Origin of the sequence: Burkholderia sp. LMG 13014 (genome assembly GCF_905232215.1) — a bacterium.
GTDB lineage: Bacteria > Pseudomonadota > Gammaproteobacteria > Burkholderiales > Burkholderiaceae > Burkholderia.
In genome coordinates this window covers 1-11,131 of the sequence record NZ_CAJNKE010000169.1, presented here as the reverse complement: position 1 = coordinate 11,131, position 11,131 = coordinate 1, and the positions used below count along the sequence as shown (strand labels likewise).

Sequence of the window (11,131 nt, the reverse complement as noted above, 5' to 3'; positions counted from 1 at the left end):
TCGTTCGACGCGTTCGCACGGCGCGCGCTGACCGAGAAGCTCGACCTGTGCCAGTTCGAATTCGAATCGCAGCCGTGGCGCTTCGACCGCGCGACTGTGAAGCGCCTGCGCGTGCCGCTCGCCCTCGTTGCGGCGACGCTCGGCGTGGCCGTGATCGGGATGAACCTGCACTGGTGGAAGCTGTCGCGCGAGCGCGATGCGCTGTCCGCGCAGATCACCGAGACGCTGCTGTCCGCGTTCCCGAAGACGACGACGGTGCTCGATCCGCCCGCGCAGATGCAACGCCAGCTCGACCAGTTGCGCCTGGCGGCCGGCGAACTGTCGCCGAACGATTTCCTCGCGCTGTCGAGCGGGCTGTCGCGCTCGATGGGCGCGCTGCCGCTGAACGGCATCGCGTCGCTCGACTATCACGACCGGAAGCTCGACGTCGGCTTCAAGCCGGAGGTCAAGGTCGATCCCGATTTCACGCAGCGCCTCGCGCGTAACGGACTGTCCGGCGAAGTCGACAGCAACACGGGCAAATGGACGATCCGGAGCCGCTCATGAAGACCGAACAACTGAACCAGACGCTGGCCCAGTTCTGGGGCGAGCGCACCGAGCGCGAAAAGATGCTGCTCGGCTGGGGCGGCACCGTGCTGGCGGTTGCGATCGCGTATTCGGTGCTGTGGTCGCCTGCACAGGAAGGCCGTGCGCGAATCCAGCGCGAGCTGCCGACGATGCGCCGCGAGCTCGCGCAGATGACCGCGCAGGCGAACGAGGCGAAGTCGCTGACGGCCGCCGCGCAGGGTGTGGCACCGACCGGCCTCGCGCTGAAGGATGCGCTGACCGCGTCGCTGTCCGATCACGGGCTGCAGGGCGCGCAAGTGCAGATCGTCGGCAACGGCGTGCAGGTCCAGATGAAGAACGTGTCGTTCCCGGCGTGGACGCAGTGGCTCGACGATGCGCGCCGGCAGTTCAAGGTGCAGGTCGGCGAGGCGCATGCCACCGCGCTGAAGGACGACGGCCAGGTCGACCTGACGGCTGTGATGCAACCGTCTACGCAGAAATGACGCAGTGGATGACGCAAGTGGCGGTCGGCCGATGAGGCCGGGGATCAAGCGGCTCGCCACCGCATTGCCGTGGGTACTGGCGGGTGGCCTGGCGATGGCGGTGACGCTCGTCGCGCTCGCACCGGCCGCGTGGATCGCACCGCAGTTCGCACGCGCGACCGGCGGGCACGTGAATCTCGTCGACCCCGACGGGTCGCTGTGGCATGGCTCGGGCACGCTGATGCTCGCGCCGGGCGCCGACCAGAGTGCGGCGACGCTGCTGCCGGGCCGGGTCGAATGGACCACGGGTTTCTGGCCGCTGCTGACCGGGCGCGTGCAGATGCGCATGCGGCAGACCGACGCGATGCCCGATGCGGTCACGCTCGATGCGACGTGGCGCGGCGCGGTGCTGTCGGCGGGCACGATGGCCGTGCCCGCGTCGCTGCTCGCGGGGCTCGGCACGCCGTTCAACACGCTCGACCTGCAGGGCGACGTGCGGCTCGGCTGGAGCGACTGGCGCCTGATCGGTAACAACGCGTTCGGCCAGCTGACGGTGACGATCGACTCGATGAGTTCGCGCGTATCGCGCGTGAAGCCGCTCGGTTCGTACCGCGCGGTGCTGCAGGCGAAGGGGGCCGGCGCCGACCTCGACCTGTCGACGACGCACGGCCCGCTGTTCCTCGACGGCCACGGCAACTTCGGCCCGGGCCAGGGATCGTTCCGCGGCACCGCGCATTCGGCGCCCGAGCAGCAGGCGAACCTCGCGGGGCTGCTGAACCTGCTCGGCCACCCGATCGGGAACAACGAGGTGTCGTTGATCTTCGGCGACGCGCAGCGCTGACGCGCGCGTCGCCCTTTCCTTCCTACTGCTGCGCGAGCGGCGCGGCGACCGACGGTGCGCTGGCCGCGGGCGCGGCCGCACCGGACGCCGGCACGGGTGCAGGCGCCGCCATGTCGCCGTTCTCGCGCGCCATCTCCGCGACGTTCCAGCCGCCGCCGAGCGCCTTCACGAGCCCGACCGACGACGTCATCCGTTGCCCGGCGATCGTCGCGAGCTTCTGCTGCGCGGTGAACGCGGTGGTCTGCGCGGTCAGCACGTTCAGGTAGGCGACCGTGCCGGCCTTGTACTGGTTCGTGACGATCGCGAGCGAATGCTCGGCGCTGTCGACGGCCTGCCGCTGCACGTCGATTTCCTGCGCGAGAATGCGCTGCGACGCGAGGTTGTCCTCGACGTCCTGGAACGCGGTGAGCACCGCGAGGCGGTACGCGGCGACGTCCTGGTCGTAGGTCGCGCGCGCGGCGTCGGTCTGCGCGGCGCGCAGCCCCGCATCGAACAGCGTGGCCGCGAGCTGCGGGCCGACCGTCCAGAAGCGCGCCGGCAGCGTGAACAGCTGCGACCACACCGAGCTCTGGAAGCCGCCGGTGGCCGACAGCGTGAGGGTCGGGAAGAACGCGGAAATCGCAACGCCGATCTGCTCGTTCGCGGCCGCCGCACGGCGCTCGGCCGCGGCGACGTCGGGCCGGCGCTCGAGGATCGCGGACGGCACATCGACCGGCGTGATCGGCGGCTCGGCCGTGAGCGGGTTCGGCGGCAGCGAGAAGGTCGATGCCGGTTCGCCGATCAGCGTCGCGATCGCATGCTCGTACTGCGCGCGCGCGACGCCGTTGTCGATCGATGCCGCCTGCGCGCTCTGCAGCTGCGTTTGCGCCTGGATCACGTCCGCGCGTGCGGCGACGCCCTGCGCGTACTGGTTCTGCGTGAGCGTCAGCGACCGCTGGTACGACTTCACGGTGTCGTCGAGCAGCTTCTGCAGCGCATCGGACGTGCGCAACTGGAAATAGGTTTGCGCGAGCAACGCCTGCTGCGACAGCCGCGCGTTCGCGAGATCGGCCGCGGCGGCCGCTTCGCCGGCGCGCTGCGCGCTGACGGTACGGCTCACCTTGCCCCACAGGTCGGGTTCCCAGCTCGCGTCGAGGCCGATGCTGTAGCTGTTGTTGATCGAGCCGGTCGAACCGCTGCCGAAACTCGACGATGAACCCGACGACACCGACGTGCGCGGCGTGCGGGCGCGCGAGCCCGATGCGGTCAGCCCGACGGTCGGGAAATACGCGGCGCGCGCTTCGGTGACGAGTGCGCGCGCCTGCCGGTACGCGGCCGCCGATTGCGCGATGGTCTGGTTCGACGCGTTGAGCCTGCCGATCAGCGCATCGAGCTGCGGATCGTTGTAGACCGACCACCACGCGCCGCGGTCGGTGCGGTCGGCGGGCTGCGCGACCTTCCAGCCGGCCGGCGCTTCCTTGTACGCGGCGGGGATCGACGTGTCGGGCCGGTGATAGTCGGGCCCGACGGCGCAGCCGGCGAGCAGCACGGCCGTCGCGACGGCGACGGCGGCGCTCAGCGGGCGAAGGGCGCGCGGGAGGGAGGCGTACGGCATGGTGATTTTCCTGTCTGGGCGCGACATCCGGCGAGCGGCGTCGCGCGATGCGGTCGTCGTGCCGCTGGCGGACAAATGGTAACTGACGGCGGGAAAGCTGCGCAGCCCCAAGGGTACGGTGCACGGCGACAGGAATGTGTTACCGGCGCGAGCGGCCGGTTTACCGGCCATTACGGCCAGCTGGCGGGAAAACGGGCGTGCGACGCCGGCCGTACGTGGTGCGGCCGGCGCTCAGTCGGAGCAGTCAGGAAGGCGGGAGACGCGCGATGTCAGTGGCAGCGCGCGGGCAGCGGGAGCGGTTCGGCGGCGGACCGCCATGTCGACGGCTCCGTCGCGGCCGGCTGGCCCGTGCGGCGAGCGCCGTCTTTCCCGTTGCGCTGCCGGCGATGATCGAACCATGCGAACCCGAGCGCCGCGAGCGAGCCGCCCGGCACCACCAGCATCGTCACGTACAGCGCGATCTTCCAGCCGCGGTGCGGCCCGGAAAACGCATGATGAGCGGTATCGGTCAGGTTGCGGCGCAGCGCGCCGGCGGCATTTTTCAGGAACAGCATCGCGAACATCCTCGGGGTGCCCGCAGCGCGGGCGCATCGGTCAGAACATAGTCTCCGGCAGTGCAACATGCACGTCGTAACTGGTTGCCTCAAATAATATTGACTAAGCAATCAATTTTCAAGATACTGGGCGCGTTTAAATCCGAAACGCACTATTGCTGCGCGCGCAATCGCATGACCGGCGGCCTTTACGATCCCGAGAACATCGCGCTGGAAACGAGCCTCGGCTATTACCTGTCGAAGGCGAAGCAGGCGCTCGTCGAGCGGATGGACCGTGCGCTCGAGCCGCTCGACCTCACCGCGCAGCAGATCGGCGTGATCCTGCTGCTGTCGCGCGGCTACGCGCGCACGCCGTTCGAGCTGTCCCGCAAGATGTCGTACGACAGCGGTTCGATGACGCGGATGCTCGACCGGCTCGAACGCAAGGGGCTGGTCGCGCGCTCGCGCAGCGAGCAGGACCGCCGGATGATCGAGCTGACGCTGACCGAACGCGGCACCGAAGCCGCCCGGGCGCTGCCGTCGCTGATCGCGACCGCGCTCAACGCGCAGCTCGACGGTTTCTCGGCTGACGAGCTCGTGACGCTCACCGGCCTGCTGCAGCGCTTCATCGCCAACGGGCCCGGCTCGACCGGTTGCCCGAAACCCGACGACGAAGCGGACAGCTGATGTGCGCGGAGGCCCCATGTCTAGGTTAAGCATTCGCTTATTTATCTGTCTGGGCAGAAGATGACAGGGCACGCGCTCCCCTTTTCCCCTTATCCGATCCACCCGGCCGGGCTGCGCTGCGGCGCACACCCGTGCGTTGTGCCGGCGCGTCGCGCGCGCCGCGTCTAGGAGATTCCGATGTCCGCCACCACGGCATCCGCCGCCGAACCCGCCGCTTCGCCCGCGCCGCTGTCCGGCGGCGCACTCGCGCTGCTCACCGTCGGGCTCGCGCTCGGCACCTTCATGGAAGTGCTCGACACGTCGATCGCGAACGTCGCGGTGCCGACCATCTCGGGCAGCCTCGGCGTTGCGACGAGCGAAGGCACCTGGGTGATCTCGTCGTACTCGGTCGCGTCCGCGATCGCGGTGCCGCTCACCGGCTGGCTCGCGCGGCGGGTCGGCGAGGTGCGCCTGTTCACGCTGTCGGTGCTCGCGTTCACGGTCGCATCGGCGCTGTGCGGCCTCGCAACCAACTTCGAGACGCTGATCGCGTTCCGGCTGCTGCAGGGCCTCGTGTCGGGGCCGATGGTGCCGCTGTCGCAGACCATCCTGATGCGCAGCTACCCGCCCGCGAAGCGCGGGCTCGCGCTCGGGCTATGGGCGATGACGGTGATCGTCGCACCGATCTTCGGCCCGTTGCTGGGCGGCTGGATCAGCGACAACTACACGTGGCCGTGGATCTTCTACATCAACCTGCCGATCGGCATCTTCTCGGCGACCTGCGCGTATTTCCTGCTGCGCGGCCGCGAGACGAAGACGTCGAAGCAGCGGATCGACGCGATCGGCCTCGCGCTGCTCGTGATCGGCGTGTCGTGCCTGCAGATGATGCTCGACCTCGGCAAGGATCGCGACTGGTTCAACTCGACGTTCATCGTCGCGCTGGCGCTGATCGCGGTCGTGTCGCTTGCGTTCATGCTCGTGTGGGAGGCGACCGAGAAGGAGCCGGTGGTCGACCTGTCGCTGTTCAAGGACCGCAACTTCGCGCTCGGCGCGATGATCATCTCGTTCGGCTTCATGGCGTTCTTCGGCTCGGTCGTGATCTTCCCGCTGTGGCTGCAGACGGTGATGGGCTACACGGCCGGCAAGGCCGGCCTCGCGACCGCGCCGGTCGGGCTGCTCGCGCTCGTGCTGTCGCCGCTGATCGGCCGCAACATGCACCGGCTCGACCTGCGGATGGTCGCGAGCTTCGCGTTCATCGTGTTCGCCGGCGTGTCGATCTGGAACTCGACGTTTACGCTCGACGTGCCGTTCAACCATGTGATCCTGCCGCGTCTCGTGCAGGGGATCGGCGTGGCGTGCTTCTTCGTGCCGATGACGACGATCACGCTGTCGAGCATCTCCGACGAGCGGCTCGCGAGTGCGTCGGGGCTGTCGAACTTCCTGCGCACGCTGTCCGGCGCGATCGGCACCGCGGCGAGCTCGACGTTCTGGGAGAACGACGCGATCTACCACCATGCGCGGCTGTCGGAATCGGTGAGCGTGTATGCGCAGAGCACGACCGACTACCAGGGCGCGCTGTCGCAGCTTGGCATCGTCGGCCAGACGGCCAATGCGCAGCTCAACCAGCTCGTCACGCAGCAGGGCTTCATGATGGCGACCAACGACTTCTTCCTGCTGTCGGCATTCATGTTCGGCGCGCTCGCGTTGCTCGTGTGGGTCACGAAGCCGAGGAAGGGGGCGGGGCCGGCGATGGGGCATTGACGGCGCGGCGGGCAGCCGTTGCGCCCGCCTCGTTCGTTTTACCGCCCGCCCCGGCAGGCCTCACTCCCGCGCCCGCAACCCGCCGAACGCCAGGTCGTCACCCGGCGCGATCGGCAGCGTCGCCCGCGCCACTTCAAGCCACGCGCGCGCCGCGTGCGACAGATACCCCTTCTTCAGCCAGCCGAGCGCGATCGCCCACGTGATCTCCGGCTCGACGATCGGCCGGCACGTGAACTGGCCCGCGTCGAGCCGCCGGCAATACGGCTCGGGCAGCAGCGCGATGCCGACCCCCGCATGCACGAGCGCGGCCATGAAATCCCAGTGGCCGCTGCGGCTCACGATCGACGGCGTGAAACCGACCTGCCGGCACGCATCCAGCACCGCGTCGTGCAGCGCGAGGCTTTCCGCGTAGAACACGAACGACTCGCGCGCGAGATCCGCGAGCGGCACCGCCGCGTGATCCTCCCAGCGCGATTCGCGCGGTGTGACGAGCCACAGCGGCGCGCGCACCATCGGCAGCCGCTCGAAGGTAGCGGGATCGACCGGCTCCAGCAGCCCGCCCAGCTCCAGTTCACCTGACGTCAGCGCGGCCTCGATCATTCGAGCGCCCTGCTCGAACAGCTTCAGCTCGATATTCGGATAGCGCTGCTTGTACGCGGCGATGATCGGCGTGAACAGCGAGCCGCCGAGCGGCGGGATCCCGATCGTCAGCTCGCCGCGCCCGAGCGTGCCGAGATCGTTCAGCTCCGACTGCAGCTGCGCCTGCGCGGCGAGCACGTCCTGGCCACGCTGGAACACGATCCGCCCCGCGTCGGTCAGCACCATCTGCCGGCCGTCGCGCAGCAGCAGCGGCGAGCCGATCTCGTCCTCGAGCGTCTTCACCATCTTGCTGATGGTCGGCTGGGTCACGAACAGCTTGTCGGCGGCCGCCGTGAAGCTCTGCTGGCGAACCACCTCGACGAAGTACCGCAGCGCGCGCAATTCCATCGATGTCTCCCCAAAATGGTGCGGCGATCAAAGGTGAATTCCGAATTGGAATGACAAGGATAGAGACAAGTCATTTTATTTATGGTTAGGGGAAACCCTATACTCCCACCATCAACGGAATATCTGTAGGGAGCCTGCCATGACCAAGCCGACCGCCGCACTCGCCGCCCGCCCCGCCGCTTCGGGCAGCCTGGCGCACACGGGCCGGATCGCGCTGCAGGCCGCCGCGCTCGGCGTGCTGTGGATGGCGGTCGACTGGGCGGTGCGCAAGATCGGGCTGCCGATTCCGTCCGGCGTGATCGGCCTCGCGGTGCTCCTCGTGCTGCTGTTCTCGGGCCGCGTCGCACCCGCGTGGGTGAAGGACGGCGCGAACTGGCTGCTGTCCGACATGCTGCTGTTCTTCGTGCCGGCCGCCGTCGCGGCCGTGCAGTACGGCGGGCTGTTCCGCGAGGACGGCTGGCGCATCGCGCTGGTGATGCTCGCCGGCACCGCGTTCGTGATGGTCGCGGTGGCCGTCGCGGTCGACCTCGCCGCGAAGCTCGAGCGCCGGCTCGCCGCGCAGCGCGTGTGCGCCGAACGCCGCCGCACGCGCCTGAGCGCCGTGTCCGCCCACTGAGCCGGAGCCTGCCATGCTTGCCGCATTGTCGAACCTGTCCGCCGACCAGGCGAACACCGCGATCTCGTTCGGCTGCTTCGTGCTGACGGTCGTGCTGTATTTCGCGTCGAAGCGGCTCTACGCGTACAAGAAGACGCTGCTGTTCTCGCCGCTCGTGTTCGTGCCGGGCGTGCTGGTGCTGCTCGTCCTGCTGACCGGCATCCCTTATTCGGTCTACTTCCGCGACACGCGCTGGCTGATGTGGCTGCTCGGTCCGGCGACGATCGCGTTCGCGGTGCCGATCTATGACTATCGCGACCTGATCCGCCGCCACTGGCTGTCGCTGTCGGTCGGCGTGGCAGTCGGGATCGCCGCGGGCGTGTGCGGGTCGCTGCTGCTCGCGAAGCTGCTGCACCTGTCGCCCGAGCTGCAGCGCTCGCTGATGACGCGCTCGGTATCGACGCCGTTCGCGCTCGCCGTGTCGGACAAGATCCACGCGCCGAAGGATCTCACTGCCCTCTTCGTGATCGCGACCGGCATCTGCGGGATGCTGCTCGGCGAGCTGGTACTCGCGCTGGTGCCGATGCGCACGCGGCTCGCGCGCGGTGCGCTGTTCGGCGCGGCCGCCCACGGCGTGGGCACTGCGAAGGCGCGCGAGATCGGCAGCGAGGAAGGCGTCGTGTCGAGCCTGACGATGATGATCGCGGGCGTCGCGATGGTGCTGATCGCGCCGCTTCTGACGCTGCTGCCGATCTGACCGGAAGGCTGACGCCCGTCAAGCGCCGGCACGGCCCGATCGTGCCTGCCGCCTTTCGGCGCGACAGACCCCGAGCGACAGAAACGGCGCCACCTTCCGGCCACACCTGCTCCTCTGTCCGCCGGCCCGGCGGCCTTTCCGTACCCGGCATGGCCGCCATCTCCCGGCCACGCCCGCTTCGGCCGCCAGCCCGGTGGCCCTTTCCGCCCCCACTTACCCTGCATCCGGCCGACACCCGGCCGACAATCGGCTGAGATAGCCGCAAATCCCCCCTCTTTTCCACCCATCGGGCTCGGCCCGGATGCCGAACAATGCATGCTACGAGACATCACGCACGCATTCACATGGCCTCCACGACCGCAAACCCGACCGCCGACAAGCCGGCTTCGCCCGGCAAGTTCAAGCGCATCGCGCTCATCGCCGTCATCGCGCTGGGCGCGGCGGCCGCCGCAGCCGGCGGCATGTACGTGTTCCTGAGCAAGGAAGGCGTCGGCCATGCGAGCAAGCCCGCCGAGCCGGCACCGCTGGCCGCGCCGGTGTTCTTCCCGCTCGACCCGCTGACCGTGAACCTGCAGTCCGACGACGGCGCGCAGCACTACCTGCGCGTCGGCCTGTCGCTGAAGCTCACCGACCCGAAGGCGCAAGAGCAACTGACCGCGCGGATGCCGGAGATCCGCAGCCGGATCCTGCTCGCGCTGTCGAACAAGCATCCCGAGGAACTCGCGACACCGGACGGCAAACGTTCGCTTGCGAAGGAACTGCGCGACCTGATCGAGCAGCCGACGCAGCCGGGCAACCAGCGCGCGAAGGTCGACGACGTGCTGTTCACCGAGTTCGTCGTCCAGTAACGCGGCCGCGAAAGGAGCGCGTATGGGTCACCAGGAGTTCATGTCCCAGGAGGAGGTCGATGCCCTCCTCAAGGGCGTCACGGGCGAAACCGATGCAGTCGACGAGCAGCGCGACACATCGGGCGTCCGCCCCTACAACATCGCGACGCAGGAGCGGATCGTCCGCGGCCGGATGCCCGGTCTCGAGATCATCAACGACCGCTTTGCGCGCCTGCTGCGGATCGGCATCTTCAACTTCATGCGGCGCACGGCGGAAATCTCCGTCAGCCAGGTGAAGGTGCTGAAGTACAGCGAATTCACCCGCAACCTGCCGATCCCGACGAACCTGAACCTCGTGCACGTGAAGCCGCTGCGCGGCACGTCGCTGTTCGTGTTCGACCCGAACCTCGTGTTCTTCGTCGTCGACAACCTGTTCGGCGGCGACGGGCGCTTTCACACGCGCGTCGAGGGCCGCGATTTCACGGCCACCGAGCAGCGGATCATCGGCAAGCTGCTGAACCTCGTGTTCGAGCACTACACGACCGCGTGGAAGAGCGTGCGGCCGCTGCAGTTCGAATTCGTGCGCTCCGAGATGCACACGCAGTTCGCGAACGTCGCGACGCCGAACGAGATCGTCATCGTCACGCAGTTCTCGATCGAGTTCGGGCCGACGGGCGGCACGCTGCACATCTGCATGCCGTACTCGATGATCGAGCCGATCCGCGACGTGCTCAGCTCGCCGATCCAGGGCGAGGCGCTCGAAGTCGACCGCCGCTGGGTGCGCGTGCTGTCGCAGCAGGTGCAGGCCGCCGAAGTCGAGCTGACCGCGAACCTCGCCGAGATCTCGTCGACCTTCGAGAAGATCCTGAACCTGCGCGCGGGCGACGTGCTGCCGCTCGAAATCGAGGACACGATCACCGCGAAAGTCGACGGCGTGCCGGTGATGGAATGCGGCTACGGAATTTTCAATGGTCAATATGCGTTGCGCGTGCAGAAGATGATCAGCGCGGGCGATTCGATGAAGGAAGGTGGATATGAGTGAGCTGAACCAGACGCCCGAGGACGACCTGCAAGCGATGGCCGACGCGGCCCTCGCGGCATCGGCTGCCGCCGCGCAGGCGGCACCGGCCGCGGCGGAAGAAGATCCGGGCATGGACGACTGGGCGGCCGCGCTCGCCGAGCAGAACCAGCAGCCGGTGCAGGCGGGCGCAACGGGCGCCGGCGTGTTCCAGCCGCTGTCGAAGGCCGCGGCGACCTCGACGCACAACGACATCGAGATGATCCTCGACATCCCGGTCAAGATGACCGTGGAGCTCGGCCGCACGAAGATCGCGATCCGCAACCTGCTGCAGCTCGCGCAGGGCTCGGTCGTCGAACTCGACGGCCTCGCCGGCGAGCCGATGGACGTGCTCGTGAACGGCTGCCTGATCGCGCAGGGCGAGGTCGTGGTCGTCAACGACAAGTTCGGCATCCGCCTGACCGACATCATCACGCCGGCCGAACGTATCCGGAAGCTGAATCGATGAACGTCGTAGTGCCCGG

13 protein-coding genes are annotated in these 11,131 nt (G+C 68.4%); 10 read left to right on the top strand and 3 right to left on the bottom strand.

Features of this window, described 5'->3' with window-relative positions; translation table 11 throughout:
- The 3 genes from gspL to JYJ84_RS17985 all read left to right on the top strand — a co-directional run.
- The coding region (gene gspL / locus JYJ84_RS17995) for a type II secretion system protein GspL (protein ID WP_240201869.1) at positions 1-546 on the top strand (546 nt) is incomplete at its 5' end.
- Entirely contained in the window at positions 543-1,049 is a 507-nt protein-coding gene (gene gspM / locus JYJ84_RS17990) for a type II secretion system protein GspM (RefSeq protein ID WP_175222240.1), read from the top strand. The genes gspL and gspM, both read left to right, overlap by 4 nt.
- 31 nt (positions 1,050-1,080) lie before the next feature.
- The gene (locus tag JYJ84_RS17985; protein WP_122944037.1) at positions 1,081-1,869 is read left to right on the top strand and encodes a type II secretion system protein N; all 789 of its coding nucleotides are present in this window, start codon (positions 1,081-1,083) and stop codon (positions 1,867-1,869) included.
- 22 nt (positions 1,870-1,891) lie between these two features.
- Here JYJ84_RS17985 and JYJ84_RS17980 read toward each other — a convergent pair whose 3' ends face one another.
- Entirely contained in the window at positions 1,892-3,463 is a 1,572-nt protein-coding gene (locus JYJ84_RS17980) for an efflux transporter outer membrane subunit (RefSeq protein WP_175222239.1), read from the bottom strand.
- 269 nt (positions 3,464-3,732) lie between these two features.
- Complete coding sequence (locus JYJ84_RS17975; protein ID WP_175222238.1) at positions 3,733-4,017, bottom strand: multidrug ABC transporter ATPase; 285 nt, start codon at positions 4,015-4,017, stop codon at positions 3,733-3,735.
- 174 nt (positions 4,018-4,191) lie between these two features.
- Here JYJ84_RS17975 and JYJ84_RS17970 point away from each other — a divergent pair, with 174 nt between their 5' ends.
- Together JYJ84_RS17970 and JYJ84_RS17965 are read left to right on the top strand one after the other, a co-directional pair.
- Positions 4,192-4,683 carry a MarR family winged helix-turn-helix transcriptional regulator gene (locus JYJ84_RS17970; protein ID WP_122944034.1) on the top strand — a complete coding sequence of 164 codons (492 nt, stop codon included), beginning with the start codon at positions 4,192-4,194 and terminating at the stop codon, positions 4,681-4,683.
- 177 nt (positions 4,684-4,860) lie between these two features.
- Positions 4,861-6,423, top strand: a complete 1,563-nt coding sequence (locus JYJ84_RS17965; RefSeq protein ID WP_122944033.1) for a DHA2 family efflux MFS transporter permease subunit — start codon at positions 4,861-4,863, stop codon at positions 6,421-6,423.
- A 60-nt stretch (positions 6,424-6,483) separates the two neighbouring features.
- Here JYJ84_RS17965 and JYJ84_RS17960 read toward each other — a convergent pair whose 3' ends face one another.
- The gene (locus tag JYJ84_RS17960) at positions 6,484-7,410 is read right to left on the bottom strand and encodes a LysR family transcriptional regulator (RefSeq protein WP_175222237.1); all 927 of its coding nucleotides are present in this window, start codon (positions 7,408-7,410) and stop codon (positions 6,484-6,486) included.
- Positions 7,411-7,549: 139 nt separating this feature from the next.
- Between JYJ84_RS17960 and JYJ84_RS17955 the strand changes: the two genes are divergently transcribed.
- From JYJ84_RS17955 to fliN, 5 genes are all read left to right on the top strand, one after another.
- Positions 7,550-8,026 carry a CidA/LrgA family protein gene (locus tag JYJ84_RS17955; protein WP_122944029.1) on the top strand — a complete coding sequence of 159 codons (477 nt, stop codon included), beginning with the start codon at positions 7,550-7,552 and terminating at the stop codon, positions 8,024-8,026.
- A 13-nt stretch (positions 8,027-8,039) separates the two neighbouring features.
- Positions 8,040-8,762 carry an LrgB family protein gene (locus tag JYJ84_RS17950; protein ID WP_122944028.1) on the top strand — a complete coding sequence of 241 codons (723 nt, stop codon included), beginning with the start codon at positions 8,040-8,042 and terminating at the stop codon, positions 8,760-8,762.
- Positions 8,763-9,073: 311 nt separating this feature from the next.
- Entirely contained in the window at positions 9,074-9,610 is a 537-nt protein-coding gene (gene fliL, locus JYJ84_RS17945) for a flagellar basal body-associated protein FliL (protein ID WP_122944027.1), read from the top strand.
- 22 nt (positions 9,611-9,632) lie between these two features.
- A complete protein-coding gene (fliM, locus tag JYJ84_RS17940; protein ID WP_043184817.1) occupies positions 9,633-10,631 on the top strand; it encodes a flagellar motor switch protein FliM in 999 nt (332 codons plus the stop codon).
- Positions 10,624-11,115: a flagellar motor switch protein FliN gene (gene fliN / locus JYJ84_RS17935; RefSeq protein ID WP_122944026.1), complete on the top strand. Its 492-nt coding sequence runs from the start codon at positions 10,624-10,626 to the stop codon at positions 11,113-11,115. Before fliM ends, fliN begins: the two co-directional genes overlap by 8 nt.
- Positions 11,116-11,131 lie beyond the last annotated feature (16 nt).

What these genes read in the sequence shown, in the direction of transcription:
- JYJ84_RS17975 (WP_175222238.1), bottom strand. Translation starts at nt 4,017, where the DNA reads ATGCTGTTCCTGAAAAATGCCGCCGGCGCGCTGCGCCGCAACCTGACC.
- fliN (WP_122944026.1), top strand. Translation starts at nt 10,624, where the DNA reads ATGAGTGAGCTGAACCAGACGCCCGAGGACGACCTGCAAGCGATGGCC.
- JYJ84_RS17960 (WP_175222237.1), bottom strand. Translation starts at nt 7,410, where the DNA reads ATGGAATTGCGCGCGCTGCGGTACTTCGTCGAGGTGGTTCGCCAGCAG.
- JYJ84_RS17965 (WP_122944033.1), top strand. Translation starts at nt 4,861, where the DNA reads ATGTCCGCCACCACGGCATCCGCCGCCGAACCCGCCGCTTCGCCCGCG.
- JYJ84_RS17985 (WP_122944037.1), top strand. Translation starts at nt 1,081, where the DNA reads ATGAGGCCGGGGATCAAGCGGCTCGCCACCGCATTGCCGTGGGTACTG.
- gspM (WP_175222240.1), top strand. Translation starts at nt 543, where the DNA reads ATGAAGACCGAACAACTGAACCAGACGCTGGCCCAGTTCTGGGGCGAG.
- fliM (WP_043184817.1), top strand. Translation starts at nt 9,633, where the DNA reads ATGGGTCACCAGGAGTTCATGTCCCAGGAGGAGGTCGATGCCCTCCTC.
- JYJ84_RS17950 (WP_122944028.1), top strand. Translation starts at nt 8,040, where the DNA reads ATGCTTGCCGCATTGTCGAACCTGTCCGCCGACCAGGCGAACACCGCG.
- JYJ84_RS17955 (WP_122944029.1), top strand. Translation starts at nt 7,550, where the DNA reads ATGACCAAGCCGACCGCCGCACTCGCCGCCCGCCCCGCCGCTTCGGGC.
- JYJ84_RS17970 (WP_122944034.1), top strand. Translation starts at nt 4,192, where the DNA reads ATGACCGGCGGCCTTTACGATCCCGAGAACATCGCGCTGGAAACGAGC.
- fliL (WP_122944027.1), top strand. Translation starts at nt 9,074, where the DNA reads ATGCATGCTACGAGACATCACGCACGCATTCACATGGCCTCCACGACC.
- JYJ84_RS17980 (WP_175222239.1), bottom strand. Translation starts at nt 3,463, where the DNA reads ATGCCGTACGCCTCCCTCCCGCGCGCCCTTCGCCCGCTGAGCGCCGCC.